Annotated in this window: 14 protein-coding genes and 2 pseudogenes; 5 read left to right on the top strand and 11 right to left on the bottom strand. The window is 63.1% G+C overall.

Going from position 1 to position 20,280, the window contains the following annotated elements; genetic code table 11:
- Positions 1 to 3: 3 nt before the first annotated feature.
- The 8 genes from VHN57_RS05195 to VHN57_RS05160 form a co-directional block, all read right to left on the bottom strand.
- On the bottom strand, positions 4 to 918 hold the full coding sequence (locus VHN57_RS05195; protein ID WP_423282994.1) for an ROK family protein: 915 nt from the start codon (positions 916 to 918) through the stop codon (positions 4 to 6).
- Positions 915 to 2,006 carry a glycoside hydrolase family 68 protein gene (locus VHN57_RS05190; protein ID WP_423282992.1) on the bottom strand — a complete coding sequence of 364 codons (1,092 nt, stop codon included), beginning with the start codon at positions 2,004 to 2,006 and terminating at the stop codon, positions 915 to 917. Before VHN57_RS05190 ends, VHN57_RS05195 begins: the two co-directional genes overlap by 4 nt.
- A gap of 315 nt (positions 2,007 to 2,321) precedes the next feature.
- On the bottom strand, positions 2,322 to 3,152 hold the full coding sequence (locus VHN57_RS05185) for a 23S rRNA (adenine(2030)-N(6))-methyltransferase RlmJ (protein WP_004207625.1): 831 nt from the start codon (positions 3,150 to 3,152) through the stop codon (positions 2,322 to 2,324).
- An 850-nt stretch (positions 3,153 to 4,002) separates the two neighbouring features.
- Positions 4,003 to 5,586 (bottom strand): PepSY-associated TM helix domain-containing protein, encoded by a 1,584-nt coding sequence (locus tag VHN57_RS05180; protein WP_278987420.1) that lies wholly within the window; start codon positions 5,584 to 5,586, stop codon positions 4,003 to 4,005.
- On the bottom strand, positions 5,583 to 5,891 hold the full coding sequence (locus VHN57_RS05175) for a hypothetical protein (RefSeq protein ID WP_278987419.1): 309 nt from the start codon (positions 5,889 to 5,891) through the stop codon (positions 5,583 to 5,585). The genes VHN57_RS05180 and VHN57_RS05175 overlap by 4 nt, the downstream gene beginning before the upstream one ends.
- Positions 5,888 to 6,163 (bottom strand): hypothetical protein, encoded by a 276-nt coding sequence (locus VHN57_RS05170; protein ID WP_037518153.1) that lies wholly within the window; start codon positions 6,161 to 6,163, stop codon positions 5,888 to 5,890. The genes VHN57_RS05175 and VHN57_RS05170 overlap by 4 nt, the downstream gene beginning before the upstream one ends.
- Complete coding sequence (locus VHN57_RS05165) at positions 6,160 to 7,002, bottom strand: alpha/beta hydrolase (RefSeq protein WP_051886650.1); 843 nt, start codon at positions 7,000 to 7,002, stop codon at positions 6,160 to 6,162. The genes VHN57_RS05170 and VHN57_RS05165 overlap by 4 nt, the downstream gene beginning before the upstream one ends.
- A complete protein-coding gene (locus VHN57_RS05160) occupies positions 6,999 to 9,203 on the bottom strand; it encodes a TonB-dependent siderophore receptor (protein WP_278987415.1) in 2,205 nt (734 codons plus the stop codon). The genes VHN57_RS05165 and VHN57_RS05160 overlap by 4 nt, the downstream gene beginning before the upstream one ends.
- A 493-nt stretch (positions 9,204 to 9,696) precedes the next feature.
- Here VHN57_RS05160 and VHN57_RS05155 point away from each other — a divergent pair.
- Positions 9,697 to 10,870: pseudogene (locus VHN57_RS05155) on the top strand (IS3 family transposase).
- Here the strand turns inward: VHN57_RS05155 and VHN57_RS05150 are convergent.
- The 3 genes and pseudogenes from VHN57_RS05150 to VHN57_RS05140 all read right to left on the bottom strand — a co-directional run bounded on the left by VHN57_RS05150 (position 10,867) and on the right by VHN57_RS05140 (position 13,961).
- A pseudogene (locus VHN57_RS05150) lies at positions 10,867 to 11,634 on the bottom strand (IS5 family transposase). The pseudogenes VHN57_RS05155 and VHN57_RS05150 sit on opposite strands and share 4 nt — an antisense overlap.
- A gap of 72 nt (positions 11,635 to 11,706) precedes the next feature.
- Positions 11,707 to 12,984: a DUF2264 domain-containing protein gene (locus VHN57_RS05145; protein ID WP_423282988.1), complete on the bottom strand. Its 1,278-nt coding sequence runs from the start codon at positions 12,982 to 12,984 to the stop codon at positions 11,707 to 11,709.
- A 2-nt stretch (positions 12,985 to 12,986) separates the two neighbouring features.
- Positions 12,987 to 13,961 (bottom strand): DUF4861 family protein, encoded by a 975-nt coding sequence (locus tag VHN57_RS05140; RefSeq protein WP_278986696.1) that lies wholly within the window; start codon positions 13,959 to 13,961, stop codon positions 12,987 to 12,989.
- Between the two features lie 123 nt (positions 13,962 to 14,084).
- On the opposite strand from VHN57_RS05140, the gene VHN57_RS05135 reads away from it, so the two are divergent.
- The 4 genes from VHN57_RS05135 to VHN57_RS05120 all read left to right on the top strand — a co-directional run bounded on the left by VHN57_RS05135 (position 14,085) and on the right by VHN57_RS05120 (position 20,261).
- Positions 14,085 to 14,798, top strand: a complete 714-nt coding sequence (locus tag VHN57_RS05135; RefSeq protein ID WP_037520836.1) for a FadR/GntR family transcriptional regulator — start codon at positions 14,085 to 14,087, stop codon at positions 14,796 to 14,798.
- A gap of 92 nt (positions 14,799 to 14,890) precedes the next feature.
- Positions 14,891 to 17,752, top strand: coding sequence for a TonB-dependent receptor (locus VHN57_RS05130; protein WP_423282985.1), 2,862 nt, complete (start codon positions 14,891 to 14,893; stop codon positions 17,750 to 17,752).
- A 62-nt stretch (positions 17,753 to 17,814) separates the two neighbouring features.
- Positions 17,815 to 19,125 carry an MFS transporter gene (locus tag VHN57_RS05125; protein WP_423282983.1) on the top strand — a complete coding sequence of 437 codons (1,311 nt, stop codon included), beginning with the start codon at positions 17,815 to 17,817 and terminating at the stop codon, positions 19,123 to 19,125.
- The gene (locus tag VHN57_RS05120; protein WP_278986702.1) at positions 19,122 to 20,261 is read left to right on the top strand and encodes a glycoside hydrolase family 88/105 protein; all 1,140 of its coding nucleotides are present in this window, start codon (positions 19,122 to 19,124) and stop codon (positions 20,259 to 20,261) included. Before VHN57_RS05125 ends, VHN57_RS05120 begins: the two co-directional genes overlap by 4 nt.
- Positions 20,262 to 20,280 lie beyond the last annotated feature (19 nt).

The following is a 20,280-nucleotide window of genomic DNA, read 5'->3' as shown; positions in this document are numbered from 1 at the left end:
TCATCATCCTTGCCTTTCCGCCAGGGCATCAAGTGCCAGCGCGACCGCGCCGAGCGGCCCTGCCTGATCGCCCAGCGCGGGGGTGCGCACGATGGCCGCGATAGTGTCCGGAGTTACAAACGGCAGATAGCCAGCCAGTTGCGCGACAATCTTGGCCCGAACGCGATCGAGCAGATCGGCGCGGCCCATGCCGACGCCCCCGCCAATCAACACCTGCCGCGCTGCCGTCATGAGCAGGATCGTGGACACGAGCTGGGCAAGGTCATGGGCGACATGATCCCAGCGGGGATCCTCCGCATCGATCTGGTCACCCGGCTGGCCGAAGCGCCTTGCCAGGGCCGGGCCGGACACCAGCCCTTCGATACAGTCGCCATGAAAGGTACAGGCGCCAGGGAAATCATCCCCCTTCGCCCGGCGAATGGCGATATGCCCCAGTTCCGGATGCATCGCGCCATGCAGCGTTTTGCCATTCAGGGCGAAGCCGCCGCCCAGCCCCGTTCCTACGGTGAGGTAGCAGAGGCAATCGGACGGTTCCTGTCCCAGCGCCCCCGCACCCCAGCGCGCTTCAGCCAGCGCCGCCGCATTCACATCGGTATCGATCGCTGCCGGACAGGGCAGCGCGCCGGCCAGCGCACCAAAAATGTCCGTATCGCTCCAGCCAGGCTTGGGCGTTGGCAGCATCCGGCCGAAATCCCCAGCATTGCTGTCGAGCCGCAAAGGACCAAAGGAGGCGATGCCCAAAGCGGCAAAGGCCTCTTCCGCGTGCCAGCGGGTCAGGGTTTCCCGTGCCGCGCCCAGAGTCGCATCCGGTGTCGTCGTCGGCACCAATTGTCGCTCGACAATCTCGGTTCCGCGTGCGCGCAGGACGAAAACCTTGGTCCCGCCCAGCTCGACACCCGCGACCAATGGGGGCGTCATGCCGCCACTCCAGCAGCATCGCCATCGAGCCACAACTGAACGAAGGGTGCAAAGGCGCCACCGAACCGCCGCTTGCGTCCTCCCCCTCCCCAATTATCGACAAAGCTGGTGACCCGCAGATCAGGCAGCACCATCCAGCTATAGCTTTGCGCAGGCACTTCATGCGGGTTGGCGAAGACCAGGCCACTGCCGTTGATCGGGTGCCAGGGGCCGCTCAACATATCTGCGACCATGCCGTAGAGGCCCGTCGGCCCTATTGGCCCTTTTGGATTGAACACATGGGCCTGGGTCGACCAGAACAGATAATAACGCCCCTGATGGAACACCACATGCGGTCGTTCCAGCTCATTATTAATGTCGTCGGCGACGATCAGCGGCGGCTGGACGGTCCAGTCGTCCGGGCGATCGGCCGGGGCGGTGGCAACCCCGATTACTCCGTTGAAAGCCGATGCCGTTCCCGCCAGCGAGCCGGCGAAAAACAGATGATGGCGACCATCTGCAGGGTCGCGAAAATAGGCGGGATCGCGATAGGCCTTGATCGTGCCGATGGCGCCGCCGCCCGTGGTGGGCATATACCAATCCGGCATAGGTGGGATCACTTCGCACAGGTCGCGCCAGTCCGCCAGGCGATCGTCATCGCCAAGACTGGCCCGTGCGCTGAACATGCGCTGCTCAAAGGTCAGTCCATTGTCGCCGCGCCGCCCGGCGGCCGTGAAATAGAGGATCACATCGCCGGTGGCATCGTCGACGATGGCCGATCCAGACCATTCCCGGCTGCCCGGCGAAAAGCCATCTGGCATGGCAGGCCCAAGATCGGACCAACCGCCATCCTCGTGGCGAAGCAGATGAATGCGTGCATGACCATGGCGCGCGTCCGGATCATCAAATCGCGGCGCCCCGAGCGCCATCCAAAGCTCGCCCCCCGCAGCATTGGCAAAGGGTGCGCCATCCCGGCGCTGGATCGGCCACGCATCCCAGATGCCCAGGTTGAAGGCGACCGGGGCAAAATCCTTGTCGGCGATTGGGGCAATGATGATCGGCGACGAGGGAATTGCAGCAACATGCGCAGCCGTCCAGGATATCGTCACATCAGCGCCCTCTTCATGGGAGGAGGACGCCGTCAAGCGTGCAGTCCCAACGACATCCTCCCCAAGATAGAAGCAGGCCCATTCGCGCGGATACGCCCGTCCGGCCGTGCTTCATCGAAGGCGATAAAGTTTTATGCAAACGTTTGCAAGCGCCAATCAAGCGGGTAGCATCGAAGAACTGCTGGCCTCTCGACGCTAAACTTTCAATTGCCCCCAGTTGAGCGGCGATGCCATTTCCCGAACCATCGGCCATCCGCCTGCGCCAAAGCCGGACGCTGGCATCTGCCCCGAATGAAGGGTTGGATGCGCCTTATATCAATCGGCCAACCAGCCGGATATGATCTCGCCCCTATGCCCTTCGGGCGCCAACGCCGCGCGCAATGCCTCCAACAAGGGCGGCAGTGCCTGCGTGAAAGCATAGGGCGGATTAACGATGAAGAGGCCTGCGCCATTATAGATGCCGGGTTGCTCGCTATCGTACAGCCAATGCTCCACGCACAGCAGCTTGGGGATGCCGAGCTTGCGTAACTGCTCCTTCCACCGCCAATGCGTGGCATGGTCTTTCAGCGGAAACCAGATAACGGTCACGCCATGCGCCCATTTGCGCTGCGCGGCGGCGAGGGTCGCAGTGATGCGTGCGCGCTCGTCCGTTTGCTCGTAGGGCGGGTCGACCACCACTACGCCACGCGCGGTGCGGGGCGGCACCATGGCCAGCCAAAGCTCATAGGCGTCGCGTTCATGCACGGCCGCGCTTGTGCCGCGCATCACACCCCGCAGGGTGTAGGCGTCTTCCGGGTGTTTTTCATTGAGGATCAAGACATCCTGCGGGCGCAAAAGCTGCGCCAGAAATTGCGGCGAGCCGGGATAAAGGCGCGGTTCGTCACCCACATTCACCGCCTGCACGGCGGCGCGATAGTCGTCCAGCAAGGGGGTCGGGTCGGCAAAGGCCCGCAGCACGCCCTGCGTTGCCTCGCCGGTGCGTTGGGCATCGTCGCCGCCAAGATCGTACAGACCGCAGCCGGAATGGGTGTCGATCAGCGTGAGCGGGCCCGGCTTGTGCTGCAAGGCCCGCACCAAGGCAATCAGCAGGCTGTGCTTGACGACATCGGCGCTGTTGCCCGCATGGAAGGAATGGCGATAATTCATAGTGATTCAAAATCCTGACGATCTGCCTTTACGAGTTGCAGGGCCTTCTGCAAAGCGACACTATGGCAGCGCCGCTATTGTTGGGCGCGGCAATCGAGCGCCAGACAAAACAACCAATCGGAGCCCGCATAGAGTCTGGCAGAACCTCCAAAGCACTCCGACGCAAGGCGCCAAGCCGCCGTTGGCGATCATCAACGGAAGCGAAAACCACCCAGATCTGTCACTCAAAATCGATTTTGCCCCGTCGGAAGCCGGAGCATCTGCCTCGCCATACTTGTCCCTTTCGGTCATAAAAGGCGATATCAGATTGCACATCGCCGTTTATGATCATGCCTGAGCACTATTGATATTTCGCTGTATTTTGGCGACGCGAGGCCCAGCGCCGGAACCACATGTAGACCAAGTTCCACAGGCCATAGCGCTCGTGCCTAATCGGGGCGGGTTCTGCCGGGCAGCACACGTAGGGCAACATTCTTGGTGTAAGGAGGGTCCTGGATTTGCGCGGCAACGACAAGCGCGTTCCGGTCGACTGACTCAATCCGCTCGCAACTTAGGCAAGCTGAACAAACTTCCGCCACATTTAATCTGCGAAAAGAATACGGACAGTCCTCAATCTCCAACGGCGTTGGCACAGAAGAACTTACATGGTTAAACGAATGACAGACTGCGGCTTCATCAGATAATCCCCGTAATAGCGAACACCGAAATTACGCGCTTCCGAGACGGCAGCGCCTCGCCCGTCCACTGACCAGCGATATGCCACCGATCATCAAGCTTATCGCCACTGCGACATCTGAAATAATGGCCGATTGCACTGTGATCAATTTGAAGGGCGCGATTGAAGTGGGCATCAACCAGGGTCGGCAACCGGCCTGATCGTCGACCAGACGCTGTCGCGCGGACCGGCCGCCGCACGACGGGCCGCGACCCGTGATGACAGGAACAGCAGCACTGCCAGCAGCACTGCCGTGAGATCCACCAGCATCAGTGCAGGCGCATCATACCAGCCGGTCCCCGCGATCAGGCTTGCGGCCGGGATGCACAACATCGCCACCGCGCCCAGGATCGCCAATTCCACGCCCGATCGCGCCGCTCCGCGCGCCAGCGCCCAGCCGGCCGCGATCAGGAAGAGGGCATAATAGATGACGCTGTGCATGCCATAGCTGGCATGGCTGCCCAGCAGTTTGGCCGCCGCCAGCGTCACCGAAATGCCGGCGATGCTGCCCATCGGCACGCCCACAGTCAGCGCGCCCAGGATGCGTGTCGCCCGCGTCTGTTCGACCGCGCCCGCCTTGCGCTCCTTCTTGCGGCGCGATTCCACCCAGAGGAGATTGCCGGTATAGAAGAGGAAGGCACCGGCCAGCCCCAGCAGGAAATAGGCCCAGCGGATCGTATTCCCGCCAAAATTGCCGAAATGCAGGGCAAAGAAGCTGGTGATCGTCGCCGACCAGCCATCCTGCATGCCGGGCATATAGTCGGTGCCGGTGATCGCACCGGTCTGCGGATCGATCCCGGCCATGCCATAGGTCGGCGCGCGCAGGCCGTAGCGGGCATCGCTGCCCTGCACCCGCAGCGCCGGCAGGCCGCCACGTCCCTGACCATAGACTAATGTCTCTGGCGTGAAGCCGGGCGCCTGCTCGCGCACGCGGGCGACGATCTGCGCCGGCGTCAGCGTGGCGGGCGGCGGTCCCTCGGCCGGGGCCGACAGGCTTGGCCGCGCCCGCTCCGCGCCGCCGCCAAAGGCCAGCCCCTGCGCACCGTAAAATTGGTCGTGGAAGGCGAAGACGACTGCGGTCAGCGCCATGATGATGTGGAAGGGCAGGCTGAACAGGCCCAGCACATTGTGGACATCGAGCCACATGCGCTTCACATTCCTGCCGATGCGCAGCGCGAACAGGTCGCTGACGAGGCTGGGCAGCAGCACGACCAGCCCCGACACCAGAGCGATGGTGTAGAGCAGCGCGATCGCGCCCATGATCGGCATGGAAATCTCATGGTCGAAGGGCAGGCCGACCTGCTGGTGCAGCACATCGATCAACTGCGCGACCTCGGACGGCCCCTGGCTTTCGACCTGCAGTGCGCCATCCGGCGCCAGCGAAGCATAATAACGCTGGCCGCCGCCATGCTCGTCCGCTTCGCCACGCACCATCCATGTCATTCGGGCCGGATGGGCAGCATCGATGACGAGGTTGATGTCATAGCCCTTTGCCGCCTGCGGATGGGTGGCCAGAACCTTGGCGACCAGTTCCGGCGTCCGTTCCAGCGAAGGGGCCGGCGCCAGCGTCGGCGGGGGCGAGGCCCAGCGCTGCAAGGGCAACTCGAACATGGTCAGTGCCCCGGCATAGAAGGCGATGAACAGGCACAGGCCGGAAATGATGCCGACCCAGCCATGCACTTCCTTGTACATCTTCACGACGTCGGTCGGCAGTTTCACGGCCGCAGGCCTCCCATCAGCAGCACCGGCACCCAGACCAGCAGATTGGCGGCGACAAGCCACAGCCAGGCGCGCAGGCCCGAACGGAAGAAGAAGCAGAAGCTCAAGCTCAGCGCCCAGACCGGCGACATCAGCCACATGGCGAACTGCCCCTTGGTGGAGAAATAGCCTTCCCCCACATCCATCAGTTCGCGAAACAGGCCGGCGCAGCCGAGCGCCAGCGTGAAGCCCAGGATGAAGGCAGCCGATACCTTGCCGAACCAGTCGCGACTGGACAGCGGCCGGCGCGATCCGATCCTGCTCATCGTTTGCCCTCCGGCGCGCCGCGGCGCCAGGCGATGGTGACGGGCACTACCGACCAGATCGTCATCACCAGCGTCAGGACGATGAAGATCGCCGTCGCCACCCCGGCCCAGCGAAGCAACAGGCCGGTGCCGGCGATCAGCAACGCCACGCCGCCCCACCCGGCAAGGCGCGGCGGACAGGGCAGCCGCCCCATCTGCTGGTGCGGCGCCGCCAGATAAAGCAGCATCGCGGCCAGACAGGTGAGCAGCCCGCCAAGGATTGCAATGATCATTTCGATTCCGTTCCAAATGCCGTGGCGATGCCGTCCGTCATCATCGCCATCATCGTCGATCCATGACTGTGCCCCGGCAGCAGCCGGAACTGCGCCTCGACCCCATGGGTCGTGAAAAGGGCCGCGACCCTGTCACCTTCGCTGTCGCCTTTGGTCGGGCCGCCCTCGCTGTCGCCACTCGCCGCCAGCAGCCTCTTGCCCGGCGCAGGCGCCATGGCTTCGACCTCCCGCGCGACCAGGCCATTGCCGAACCAGAAGGATGGACTGACCGCGACATAACGGCTGAAGGGCGCGCCCTTGGCCAGCGCGTGCAGCGCCAGCAGCCCGCCGAAACTGTGGCCCATCAGCGTCTGCCGGCTGGCGTCGATCTTCCAGCGCGCCACGATCTGGGGCCGGACCTGCTGCTCGATGAAGCGCAGGAAAATGTCGGCGCCGCCGGTTGGCAGGCCACTGGCCGGCGCCCCGGCGGGAATGGCATAGTCCGGCGCTGCCGGCGTATAATCGAACACCCGCCGGGCCAGCGGCCCGGAATCGATCGCGACGATCAACCCCGGCCCGATACCCGAGCGCGCGCCGGCGCGTGCCAACCGACGGGCAGTGGTCGCGGCGATCGGAAAATTATCCTCGCCATCCAGCATCCACAGCAGCGGCCAGCCGCCGGCGGGTGGTTCGCCCTCCGGCCAGGCGACCAGCACCCGATAGGCATGGCCATCGGGCGACCTGATGGTCAGCACGTCGGATCGTTCCAGCTGCCATGGCGCCGTCACCGCAGGCGATGACGCCACGCCCGGCGCCATCGTCAGCAGGCCGAGCGCCGCAAGGGCCGACAGCCGCCTCACCAGTTGAACTGCAGGCGGGCGGTGAGGCTGCGGCCCTGGCCATAATAGCAGGCAGAAACCGCGCTGCAGGTCGCGACATAGCGCTTGTCGGCGATGTTGCGGCCGTTGATCGAGAAGGTCATGCCCTCCAGCGCACCCGACGCCTTGCCCAGATCATAGCGGATGAACAGGTCGAACAATGTATAGTCGGGAATGCGGAGCGAATTGGCTGTGTCGCCATAGCTCTTGCCGGTATAGCGCACGCCGCCACCGAAGCCGAGGCCGGCGAGCGAACCGCCTTCGATCGTCTGGTTGAGGAACAGCGACGCCATCCATTCGGGCACCTGCGGCAGTTCATTGCCAACCTGTCCCACCGTATTCGACTTGGTGACCTCGCTGTCCATGCGGGTCGCGGTCGCGATCACCGCCATGCCCCAGGGCAGGGTCGCCTTGCTCTCGAACTCCAGGCCGCGCACCCGGCCTTCGCCGGTCTGCACCAGACAGGTTGAGGTGCCGCACAGGGTACCAGTCGGATCGGGCGTCGTCATGTTCTGCTGAGTGATCTGATAGGCGCCCAGCGTCACATAGATATTGTCGCCATGCTGGTAGCGGATGCCCGCTTCATATTGCTGGCCGGTCGTCGGCTTGAACGGCTCGCCGGTCAGGCTGGTGCTCGGGTCGCTGACCTGCGGCTGGAAGCTTTCGGAATAGCTGGCATAGGGCGCCAGGCCATTGTCAAACATGTAGACGGCGCCGGCGCGCCAGGTGAAGGCGTCGCTCTTGGTGATGTAGCGATTACCGGTGATGGGGTTGTAGGTATTGTCCTTCGCCCAGTCCTGCCGGCCGCCCACGGTCAGGCGCAGCTTGCCCAGCTTGATCTGGTCCTGGAGATAGACGCCCGCCTGCTTGCTGACCGTTTCGGTATAGACTTGCGGCGACATGTTGCTGGCATAGCCGGCCGAGCCACGCGACACCGGATCGAAGATATCGAGGATGGGCAGCACCAGCGACGAACTGACGAGGTCGCGATAATGCTCCCACTCCGTGTGGAAATAGTCGACCCCGCCCAGCAGTGTGTGCTCCACCGGACCGGTGGTGAATTTGGCCTCCAACTGGGTGTCGGTGGCCAGGCCGTCGCTCTCGCCCTTGCCCTGCACCGCGCGCCGGCTGATCGTCTGGCCGGGAATGCAGCCCGCTATGCTCGACGGGCAGGTCGTCAGCGTGTTCCCCGACAGAACGACGACGCGATAGAGCGTGTCGAGATGGGTATAGCGGCTGTTGTTGCGGATCGTGATCGCGTCGTTGAACTTATGCTCGAAGAAGGAACCGATCAGATACTGGTTGCGGTCAAAGGTGTTCCAGTCCGGCTCGCCCAGATTGTCGTCATTGGCGATATATTTGCCGTTGCTGGGATAGAGCGCACCCAGCGCCGGCAGGAACTGGAAGGTCGAACCGCCCTTATCCTGCTGATATTGGCCCAGGATCGTCCAGGTCGTGGCATCGTCCGGCTTCCAGGTCAGGCTGGGCGAGATATAGCGGCGGCCGATCGACACATCCTTGACCTGGGTATCGCCATAGCGCGACAGGCCGACGATCCGGCCCGACAGGGTCGAAGTAATCGGCCCGCTGACATCGGCAGAAGCCTGATAGTTCCAGTTGTTGAGATCGGTCGTGCCGATCGCCTGGAGCATGACATTGGCCTGGAATTCGTCGGTCGGCCGCTTGGTGACGATATTGACCAGGCCACCCGGCGCGGTCTGGCCGTAAAGCGCGCCCGAAGGCCCCTTGAGCACTTCGATCTGTTCCAGCGCATAGGAGTCGAAGCCCGGCCGCGTCCATTGTCCACCCGAAGGCAGGCGCAGGCCGTCGACGAAATTATTGTTGGACGAAAAGCCGCCTGCGCCAAAGCCGCGCACCGACACTTCGTCGACGCGGCTGTCCACGCCCCAGCTTTCTGACTGCACGCCCGCCGTATAGGCCAGCGCATCGGCGATCGTCGGAGAGGCGCGCAGATTGATCTCCTCGCGGCTGATGATCGAGATCGACTGCGGCGACTCGATGATCGGCGTGGCGCTCTTGGTCGTCGAAATGGCCGACGACTGACCGGTCGCGGTGACGATGATGATGTCGTCGCGGTTCGCCTCCGCGGGCGCCGCCTGTGCATGGGCGATGGTGGACGTACCCGCCAGAATGAGGGCGGTGGCGATGGAAATTCTGCGCATGATGATCCCCTAAATTCGGGGGCCAGCTAATGCGAATCGATCGCTTTAGCAACCTTGGAGATGTTTCAGCTTCTTTGCAGGATGTTGCAAAGCGCTTGATCGCGCGTGAACAACCGCCCCTTTACCGCCATCCAGTCAGTCTTCCCATCACCGGGGAGCGGACCTATCTCTTTACAGCTCTGGATCGAGTATCCGCCGTTTGCGGTTTTTTTCCGTCACGCATTTTCAGCCGCCGTCCACAGAAACGATCTCGCGGTGCTTTATTTCGACTCCCACGAACCGGCGACCCAATATTTGCTCCCGCCCCCGAATACCGGCAGTGAGAAGGGGAGCACGACTAACACTCACCCCCGTATCCGAACTACCGGAAATGCTTAAGATCAGGACTCATTGATTGATCCAGAAGATGACGGTTGCAGCTGATCTGCCCCCCCCCCCCCCCCGCTGAGTGGCCCAGAGACTATGATAGTCTGGACCACGAAAGGGACATTGAATGCCGAGCAAGAAGCACAAGCCGGAAGAGATTATCGGTAAGCTGCGTGAAGTTGAGATTGTGCTGGCGCAGGGAGCGAGCACGGCTGAAGCCTGCCGCCGGATCGCGGTCAGCGAGCAGACTTATTATCGCTGGCGCAAGGAATATGGCGGCCTGAAGACCGATCAGGCGCTGCGGATGAAGGAACTGGAGAAGGAGAACCAGCGGCTGCGCCGCGCGATCTCCGACCTGACACTGGACAAGCTGGTATTGCAGGAGGCGGCACGGGGAAACTTCTGAGCCCCGCGCGGCGGCGCTGCATCGATCATATACGCCGGGATCTGCCAGTCCGGGTATCCGAGCGACGGATATGCCGGGTTCTGGGGCAGCATCGATCGACACAGCGTAAAGTGCCGCGCGGGGCGGATGACGAACAGGCGCTGACGGAGGACATCATCGCCTTGGCGACGCAGTATGGTCGTTACGGCTACCGCCGGGTCACGGCGTTGCTGCGCCATGCGGGGTGGACGGTGAACCATAAGCGGGTCGAGCGGATATGGCGGCGCGAAGAGCTCAAAGTGCCGCAGCGCCAGCCAAAGCGCGGACGTCTATGGCTCAACGACGGATCATGCATCCGCCTGCGACCTGAATATCCGGGCATGTGTGGGCCTACGACTTCGTAGAGGGGCGTACGCATGACGGCCGCAAGTTCCGGATCCTGACGATTATCGACGAGGCCAGCAGGGAGTGCCTGGCGCTCATCATTGCACGACAGCTCAAACATGAAGATGTTCTGACGGCCTTGGCGGAACTGTTCATCTCGCGCGGCCCGCCAGCGCATATACGGTCCGATAATGGCAGCGAATTTATCGCGACAGCCGTTCAGAAATGGCTGGGTCAGATCGGTGTGAAGACGCTTTACATCACCCTGGGATCACCATGGGAAAATGGCTACAACGAAAGCTTCAATGGGTCGCTTCGCGACGAACTGCTCAACGGCGAGATTTTCTACAGCCTCGCGGAGGCCAATGTACTGATCGAAGCCTGGCGGCGGCATTACAACACCGTCCGCCCCCATAGCAGCCTGGGATACCAGCCACCGGCCCAGGAAACGGCGACACCGCCATATCCGGCCTCCGGTTCCGCTTCGCTCCACCTCCGTCCGGATATGGCGGCGATGGGCTTAATCCACTAACAAGCCAACCGGCCCACTCGCTCGGGGCAGATCACAGCGATGCAAATGGCGGACATGGATGTGTGAGCGCATCGATCGTAACGGGCATGGATGCGCCGCCAGTCCTTGAGCCTACTGAACATATTCTCGATCCTGTGGCGCTGGCGATATAACACAGCATCTTGTGGGATCGGGTCTTCCGGTTCCACTTTGACGGGATGCAGGTCGCGATGTTGCGTTCGGCGAGCGCAGTGCGAAATCAATCGGCATCATAGCCTCGATCGCCGAGCAGGGCTTTGACGTGAGGTAAAGCGTCGAGCATCAGGGCGGCCCCCTTGTAGTCGCTCATCTGGCCCTCGCTCAGCAGCTTGATCAGCGGCCTGCCCTTGCCGTCGCGCACGGCATGGAGCTTCGAGTTCAGGCCGCCCTCAGTGCGTCCGATACGTCGGAGAACGCCCCCTTTTTTTTCAGGCTGGCGGCGGTCCGGTAACCTTCAGATGCGTCGCATCGATCACCAACTGGTCGGGTTTGCTACCCTGGGCCAAGAGTGCTGCGAAGATCCTGTTGAACACGCCAAGTCGGCTCCACCGGATGAAGCGGCTGTAGATCATTTTGGGCGGACCATAGTCAGTGGGCGCATCACGCCACCACAGGCAGTTCCTGATGACAAAAATGATACCGCTGATGATCCGTCGGTTATCGCCCCGTGGAACCCCGTGTGACAGCGGGAAATATGGCCCGATCCGGCGCATCTGGGCCTCCGACAACCAGATCAGATCACTCATGGCGACACCTCCTGACGCCGCCTTTGAATCAACCAATCACCTGCTCGGCAAGAAATTGAATATGTCCTGTTCTTAGTTCGCGATATAATAGTCCTTCGGGAAATCCTGCCCGGCATAGGCCTTGCGCATGGTCCAGGGCTGGGCCGGCGCAGTCCAGTAGCTGTCGGAGGCGGGCAGGCCGAGCGCCAGCAGGCTTTCCGAAGTGATATACATGCTGCCGGCGTTGGAATAGACGTCACCCAGGCTCGGCTGATGCCGGGCGAAGCCGATGGTCAGGAAGCCATCGGCATCGAAATTGCTGGGATCGGCGAAGATACGGCGCTGTGTCGCCATGGTCGCCGCGCGCACCTGGCCCTCGGGCAGCTTGGCATGGAGCAGCTTGCGCCAGGCAAGATAGGCGAGCGGCTGGTGAACGGCGGTGCGGTAGGTGAGCGAACGGCCGACCGGCGGGAAGGCGCCGTCCGGCCCGATCATCCGCTCCAGCGCCTCACCGAACCGCTGCATCCGCTGGATCTGGATGGCGAGCCGCTCCTTGGGATCCAGAGCGTTGAAGCGCGCGTTGCAGCGGACCAGGACATCCCAAATCTGGGTCAGCATCGGGTGGATGACATAGCTGTTATACATGTCGAAATGGAAATGCTCGCCGTCGGCATACCAGCCGTCGCCGACATACCATTCGCTGAATTTGCGCAGCGCCAGGTCGATCCGGATCGGATCCCATTGCGCCCCGACCGACAGCAGGAACACCTCGTTCATCGCCGCAAACAGCAGCCAGTTGGTATAGGGCGGCGCGACCCGGCGCAGCCCCTGTATCTCCTTGATGATCCGGTCCTTGGTCGTCCGGTCGAGCGGCTCCCACAATGTCTGCGGCGCGCGCAGCAGGGCGCTGGTGAAATAGGCGGAATCGACCAGCGGCTGCCCCTCCGCCTGCCAGAGCAGATAGTCGGGACTCTTGGGATCGACGCTATGTATATAGCTCGCCAGCGCCTGATCGCGCAGCCGGGCGCGCAGTCGCCCTTCCGCGCCATCGGTATCGGGCAGCGCAAGCCAGGGCGCGATGCCGTCGATCAGCCGGCCAAAGGCTTCCAGAAAGGCGACCTTGGGATTGCGGCCATCCCAGGTCGGGCTGAGTTCGGGCTTCCACTGCGCCTGCAACTGCCCCCTGGCCATGCGCGACAGCACGGGGCTGGCCATGCGTTCGAGCAGCGCCAGGGCATAGCTGCGGTCGTCCGCATCGGCGGCGACCGGCGCGGCCTCCCCGGCGTTGGAAAGCGAGGGCATGGCGGCGAAAGCGGCAGTGCCGGTCGCCATGCCGGTCAGGATCGCGCGACGGTCGATATGGCTGGTCATGATCAATCCTTGGGCGGGGTGAAGTCGAGGGACTGGCCGGCGACATAGGCATCCCAGGCGGCACGGGTGGAAAAGCCACCCTCCCCCTTGTTCCAGGCACTACCGGAATAATAGACGAAGGGCTGGCCCGGCTTGACCGTCAGCAATATGAGCTGATTGTCGGCATCCGCGCGGATATCGGCGATCTGCGCCGGATCGACCCGGAGCGCCAGCGCCATGCGGCCATGCGCGCCATCTTCCGGGCCCCACCAGCTGATCAGCCCGCGGGCACGATCGACGGTCAGGTCGCCCGCCCCCTGCCCCGTGGTGCGCTTGCCGATGCCGATGCCCACGGTCAGCGGCGTCGCCTTGTCCGATCCTATGGTCGAGACCAGCCGGGTGAAATGGGTGCCGAGCGGCAGGGTGAAACGCCTCATTTCCCAAACCTTGCGATCGACATCGACTGGCCAGGGCGCATAATCGACGCTGAAGTCGGCGACCTGTCCGCCCGATTTCAGGATATGGGCACGGACATAGTTGCGCGAGGTCCACAGCTTGTTGTCCTGCCAGATGCCAAGCCCACCCGCGCCGCGCGTGGTGCCGACATTGTAGAAATCCAGCCCTTCGCCATGATAGCCATGCTGGTCGCCGCTGCGTAGCTGGCGATCGGCGAAGGGCCAGGCGACATTCTTGCCCCAGCTGTCGATTCCCGATCCCGATGGCGGCTCGGCCGCCTCCAGCGCATGGCCATAGATGCGATGGGCGGTCTTGTCATTTTCCCACAGCAGGTCGTCGTAGCGATAGGATGCAACCAGTGCGACGGCCGCCGCCGCCTGGCTGGGCGGTGGTGGCAGGCGCTTCGCGACCGGCAGACGATCGCCCGCCCCATCGCCCTGCGCCAGGGCCGTGCCAACGCAAAGACCGATCGCCAGCAATCCGCTCGACAGATACGGCGCCCGAATGCGGCGTGACGATGCTGTTGACTGGAGACGATTCACCACAGGCCCCTCTCGATTATTTGTATGATAAGCTGATAAATCATCGAATCAGACTTGCCAAGCCCTTGCTCACATTGCCGCAGGCTGGCAGGCTCGAAAAAGAATATTCACTGGAACGACATCATGGCCAAAGCCGCCTCACTCGCCGACATGCTCTACACCAAACTGGAAGAGGATATATTGTCCGGCCGCATCCCGCCCGGATCGCGCCTGCCCGCGCAAAAGGACATTGCCGAACAGGAAAATGTCAGCCGCACCGTGGTTCGCGAAGCGGTCGCACGGCTGGAGGCGCAGGGCTTTGCCGTCGCCCGCCAGGGGTCGGGCGTGTTCGTGTCGGATGCCGCGCGCTACCGTGCATTTCAGGTCACCAAGGATGAATTGTCCGAGCTATCGGACGTGATCAAATTGCTGGAAATGCGCCTGGCGATCGAGACCGAAATGGCCGGCCTTGCGGCCGCCCGCCGCACCAACGAAGATATTTCGGCGATGCGCGACGCGCTACGCCGCATCCGCGAGGCTGAGGATCCGGCCGTCGCTGCCACAGCCGACAGCCAGTTCCACATGGCGATCGCCCGCGCGACCCGGAATGATTATTACGCCCGCTTCGTCGAATTTCTGGGCGTCCGCCTGGTGCCGCCAAGTAGCCTTTACCTCAAATATCAGCCGGAAAGATCGCACGACGCCTACACCCACAAGGTCAGCGACGAGCATGACGCCGTGCTTGACGCCATCGTCCGCATGGACATCGAAAAGGCGCGCCATGCCGCCCGCCATCACATGCAGGAAAGCCTTTTGCGCCATTCCGAACTCAACGACCTGATCAGCCGGGACGAATGATTGCATGACTAAAGTCTGACAATTGACATCCTCCTCAAAGTTGTATGATAACCTGATCAACACGATCAGAGTCGTGATGAGGGAGGATGGATATGAACAAGGCGTTTCCGTGCGTCGCCATGTCGGTGAGCATGCTGGCCATGATTGCGGCCTCGGCCCCCGCACTGGCCCAGGCAGAACCCCAGCCGACACCCCAGGCCGATGCAGCACAGGGCGAAGTCACCACCGCCGACATCGTCGTCACCGGCTTTCGCGGCAGCCTGCAAAAGGGGATCGAACTGAAGCGCGAAGCCGTGGGCGTGCGCGACTCCATCGTTGCCGAGGACATCGGCAAATTCCCGGAGGCCAATGTCGCGGATTCCCTGCAACGCATTCCTGGCGTGTTCCTCAGCCGCGACGGCGCGTCGAACGAGGGCCAGCGCATCAGCATCCGCGGCCTGGGATCGGAATTCACCGTCACCACCATCAACGGCGCGCCGGTGCGCACGACATCGTCACAGAATGTCGGCAGTTCGACCCGCGACTTCAATTATGACGTCTTCCCATCCGAACTGTTCGGCCGGGTCGATGTCTACAAGACCCCGCTCGCCAATCTGGAAGAAGGTGGCATCGGCGGCAATGTCGACCTGCAGACGCCCCGCCCCTTCGACAGCAAGGACCGGGTCATCCGCTATACCGCCCAGGCCAACTACAACACCCAGTCGAAGAAGTGGCAGCCGCGCGGATCGCTGCTGCTGAGCGACACCTGGGGCGATTTCGGTGTGCTGCTGGGCGCGGCCTATGCCAAGAATGTCAATGAACGGTCCGGCTTCCAGTCGACCGGCGGCTATAACAGTTCGGTTATCGGTTCGCGTGCCTATGCCGGCCCGACCACGACCGGCGGCCCGTTCCAGTTCCAGCTCGACCTCGACAATCCTCTGGCCAATTATGGGTCGCTCACCCGCGACCAGGTGGCCAACGCCTATATGCCGCGCTTCTACCGCGTCTTCACCTCGAACAATGAGCGCGAGCGGCTGGGCCTGGTCGGGTCGCTGCAATATAAGTCGGATCGGCTGGAACTGAGCGCCGACGGCATCTTCTCGCAGCTCAAGGATCAGGCGGACGAGTTCACCTTCGGCGTCGCAGTGCGCAACTCCCGCACCGTGCCGGGGTCGACCAGCGCGCCGGGCACCGGCACCAATTCCGGCCTGATCCCGCTCGACGTGAAGATCGACGAATATAATAATCTCTACGGCACGTTCGGGAACAGCAGCTTCATCAACGAGAATTTCTTCCGCAATGCCCGCACCCGCTTCAAATATGGCATCATCCGGGGCGTCTATGACTTCACCGACAATCTGAAATTGTCGGCCCAGGCCAATCTGAGCGAGAGCAACGCCCGCTACACCGCCAACCGGATCGTCAGCAACATCTATGGCGTGACCAGCACCTTCGACCCGACCGGCAATGTCACCTATCCGACCATCAGTTCGCCGGTCGATTTCACCGATCCGTCAAACTACACCACGCCGACGCTGGGCTTCTCGCTCAACCGCGAGATCGACAAGCAGAAGAAGGCACGCGCCGTGCTCGACTGGTCGCTGCTGGACGATGGCGAACGGCGGTTCGCGCTCAAGATCGGCGGCAGCTATGTGAACACGGGCAAGCGCATCTCGACCCAGGACGGCAGTAGCATCGCGGCCGGCAAGCTGGTCGGCCTCGACGTCTTTTCCTACATGGATCCCTATATCCAATATGGCGCGATCCGCGACGGCGGCAATGCGGGCTATCCGTCCCAATTTGCGAGCTTCCCGCGCTCCTTCGTGATGGACTATCTCGATGCCAACGCGGCGAACGAGGCAGCCAACGTCAATCTCAACGCGGCCTTCAACGCGAAGGAAATCGTCAAGACGGCCTTCTTCGAGAGCAATTTCGCCCTGCCGCTGTTCGGCAAGGAACTGCGCGGCTATGCCGGCCTGCGCTATTCCGACACTCGCACCATCATCAACAATTATCAAAGCGCGGGCGCCGGCGTCTTCCTGCCACAGCGGCGCGAGGGCGGCTATGAAAATTGGCTGCCATCGGCCAGCCTGGCCTATGACCTGACGCCCAATCTGCTGCTGCGTGCGTCAGCCGGCAAGACGATCACCCGTGCGGCGCTGACCGCCATTGCCGGCGGCACCATCGTGCCCAATGTCTTCAATCCCGACGTCACGGTCGGCAATCCCAATTTGCGGCCCCAGGTCGCGACCCAATATGACGCCGGCGTCGAATGGTATTTCGCCCCCGGCGCACTGCTGAGCGTCGGTGCCTTCAAGAAGGACATTACCGATCGCGCAACCGCGGTGCAGGACTTTGTCACCTTCGGCTCGCTCGGCCTGCCGTCTAGCGCGTTCAACACGACCTCGCTGGGCTTCCCCGGCGGCACCATACCGGACGATTTCCTGATCCGCCGGACCCAATATGTCAACCAGGGCCAGTTGAAGCTGAAGGGGCTGGAATTTGCCTATCAGCAGAATTTCACCTTCCTGCCCAAGCCGTTCGACGGGCTTGGCTTTACCGGCAGCCTGACACTGATCGACCAGAAGGGCGATGATTTCGTCACCACCGAAGGGACGCGCGTGCCGATCTCCTTCGTGCCGGAATATAGCTACAGCGCGACGCTCTTCTACGAAAAGGGCCCATTCGCGATCCGCGGTTCCTATAATTACCGCGCCAAGACCGGCATCACCTCGCAAAATACCGGCAACGACCAGATACCCTATACCGCGCCGCAGGGCTTCCTCGACGGGACGATCAGCTACCGGTTCAGCGATGCGCTGGAGGTGCGCGTTGATGCGCTGAACATCACCAACGAGAATGTCTACATCTATTATCAGGATCCGGACGGACCGAAGGGCAATGGCCAGTCGCGGCGCGACAACAGCTTCTTCAACGGCACCACCATTTCGCTCGGCATCCGCGGCAAATTCTGACCCCTCCCCCCTTGGGCACCGGGGACTGCACGTCCCGGTGCCCATCTTTTCGCGAGACGATCATGACCATGCCGCATCCCGCCCCGGATATCGTCGATGATGCCGTTGCCAGCGCCAGTCATCGGGCCAGCCGCTATCGCTGGCTGATCTGCGGGCTGCTGTTCGCGGCGACCGCGATCAACTATGTCGACCGGCAGATGATCGGCGTGCTCAAGCCCGTGCTGCAGGCGGAATTGGGCTGGCGCGAGAGCGACTATGCCAATATCGTCTTCTGGTTCCAGTGTGCCTATGCGCTGGGTTTCCTGGCGATGGGCCGCTTCATGGACCGGGTCGGCGCGCGGATCGGCTATGCCGCTGCCTTCACCTTCTGGACGCTCGCCCATGCAGCCCATGGCCTGGTCAGCGGCATCGCCCAGTTCATCGCCGTCCGCTTTGCCCTGGGCATTGGCGAGGCGGGCAATTTCCCGGCCGGCCTGAAGGTCGTGACCGAATGGTTTCCCCAGAAGGAGCGCGCGCTGGCGATCGGCCTGTTCAACGCCGGCGCCAATGTCGGCGCGATCGCCACGCCGCTGATCGTGCCCGCCATCACCATCGCCTATGGCTGGCGCGCCGCCTTCATCGTCACCGGCCTCGCCAGCCTGGTCTGGGTGGCGGCCTGGCTGTTCATCTATCGCCGGCCAGAGGATCATGCGCGCGTATCCCCCGGTGAACTCGCCTACATCCGCAGCGATCCGGTGCGCGCCAGCGCGCCCATCCCTTGGTCGCGCCTGTTCACCATCCGGCAGACCTGGGCCTATGCGCTGCCCAAATTCTGCATCGATCCGATCTGGTGGATGTTCCTCTTCTGGCTGCCCGATTTCCTCGGCAAGCGTTACGGCCTCGACCTCAAGAGCTTCGGCCCGCCGCTGGTCGTCATCTATCTAATGTCGGACGCGGGCAGCGTGCTGGGCGGCTGGGCATCGTCGCGGCTGATCGCGCGCGGCTGGAGCGTGAATGCCGCGCGCAAGGCAACGTTGCTGGCGTGCGCGCTGGCGGTGCTGCCGGTGGTGACCGTCCAGTCAATCGACAATCTCTGGGCGGCGGTGCTGCTGATCGGCCTTGCGACCGCCGGGCATCAGGCCTTTTCCGCCAATATCCTGACTTTGCCGTCCGACCTGTTCCCGCGCGCCGCCGTGGGATCGGTGGTTGGCATCGGCGGCACGGCCGGCGCGATCGGCGGCATGCTGATCGCCCAGTTCGTCGGTTATGTGCTGGACATGACCGGCAGCTATGCCCTGATCTTCGCCGTCGCCGGCAGCGCCTATCTGGTGGCGCTGGCGCTGCTCCACATCATCAGTCCCCGTCTCTTGCCTACTGGAGAGCTTGCATCATGACCTTCCGCTCCTTCGCGCCGATCATGCTGGCCTGCGCCATCGCCGCGCCGGCCCATGCCGCCCAGCCCGCCCGCACACCGATCGAGGCGGCCGTGAAGCTGGCCGACTGGCAATTGGCGCGGCTCGACGATTTGTCGCACATCCCCAGCGCCACCGACGAGACGCGCAAGACGCGCGGTTGGGAACAGGCGGTGTTCTGGGTTGGCATGACCGCCCTCGCCGACGCCGGCGCGCCGCCCCGGATCAAGGAGGCGATCATGGCGATGGGCCAGCGCAATGGCTGGAAACCCGGCGACAATCTCTATTTCGCCGACGATCAGGCGATCGCCCAGGCCTATCTCTGGGCCGCAGCCCATGGCGCCGGCAAGGATGCTCTGGCGCCGACCCGCGCCGCATTCGACACGGTGGTCAACAAACCGGCGGTCACCACCCTTGCCTTCGCCATTCCGCCACAGGGCTATGGTGCGACCGAATGCCTCAAGCGCTGGTGCTGGTGCGACGCCCTGTTCATGGCACCGCCCGCCTTTGTCGAACTGTCGCGCCAGACCGGCGATGATCGCTATATACGTTTTGCGATGAAGGAATTCTGGGCAACCACCGACTTCCTGTTCGACCCCGCCGAGCATCTCTATTATCGCGACAGCCGCTTCTTCGAGCGACGCGACGACAAGGGGCGCAAGCAGTTCTGGAGCCGGGGCAATGGCTGGGTATTCGGCGGCATCGCCCGCGTCCTCCCGCTGCTGGCGCAAGGCAGCCCCGACCGCAGCCGGATGGAAGCGCTGTTCAAGGAGATGGCGGCGAAGATCAAGACGCTGCAGAAGCCGGACGGCTATTGGGCACCCTCGCTGCTGGCGCCGGAAAATGCGCCGCCCGAAACCAGCGGCACCGCCTTCTACACCTATGGCCTCGCCTGGGGGATCAAGGCCGGGCTGCTGCCCCGCGCCGAATATGAACCGGTGGTGCGCAAGGGCTGGGCCGCGCTGCAAAAGGCGATCCAACCCGACGGCCGACTGGGCTGGGTCCAGCAGGTTGGCGACCGGCCCGACAAGGTAGCCGCCAGCGACACCCAATATTATGGCGTCGGCGCCTTCCTGATGGCGGCGACCGCGGTGGCCGCGCTCGACGCGCAACGCTGACGCGCGGGAGGACCAGCGG

The sequence above is a fragment of the Sphingobium salicis subsp. salicis genome, from assembly GCF_049472635.1.
GTDB lineage: Bacteria > Pseudomonadota > Alphaproteobacteria > Sphingomonadales > Sphingomonadaceae > Sphingobium > Sphingobium yanoikuyae_A.
The sequence above is the reverse complement of the archived record's forward strand: the minus strand, read 5'-3'. Positions and strand labels throughout refer to the sequence as shown.

Bases quoted from the DNA above. Each gene is read 5' to 3' on its own strand.
- VHN57_RS05170 (WP_037518153.1), bottom strand. From the start codon at position 6,163: ATGATCATTGCAATCCTTGGCGGGCTGCTCACCTGTCTGGCCGCGATG.
- VHN57_RS05135 (WP_037520836.1), top strand. From the start codon at position 14,085: ATGGCCAAAGCCGCCTCACTCGCCGACATGCTCTACACCAAACTGGAA.
- VHN57_RS05120 (WP_278986702.1), top strand. From the start codon at position 19,122: ATGACCTTCCGCTCCTTCGCGCCGATCATGCTGGCCTGCGCCATCGCC.
- VHN57_RS05130 (WP_423282985.1), top strand. From the start codon at position 14,891: ATGAACAAGGCGTTTCCGTGCGTCGCCATGTCGGTGAGCATGCTGGCC.
- VHN57_RS05195 (WP_423282994.1), bottom strand. From the start codon at position 918: ATGACGCCCCCATTGGTCGCGGGTGTCGAGCTGGGCGGGACCAAGGTT.
- VHN57_RS05145 (WP_423282988.1), bottom strand. From the start codon at position 12,984: ATGACCAGCCATATCGACCGTCGCGCGATCCTGACCGGCATGGCGACC.
- VHN57_RS05125 (WP_423282983.1), top strand. From the start codon at position 17,815: ATGACCATGCCGCATCCCGCCCCGGATATCGTCGATGATGCCGTTGCC.
- VHN57_RS05185 (WP_004207625.1), bottom strand. From the start codon at position 3,152: ATGAATTATCGCCATTCCTTCCATGCGGGCAACAGCGCCGATGTCGTC.
- VHN57_RS05160 (WP_278987415.1), bottom strand. From the start codon at position 9,203: ATGCGCAGAATTTCCATCGCCACCGCCCTCATTCTGGCGGGTACGTCC.
- VHN57_RS05175 (WP_278987419.1), bottom strand. From the start codon at position 5,891: ATGAGCAGGATCGGATCGCGCCGGCCGCTGTCCAGTCGCGACTGGTTC.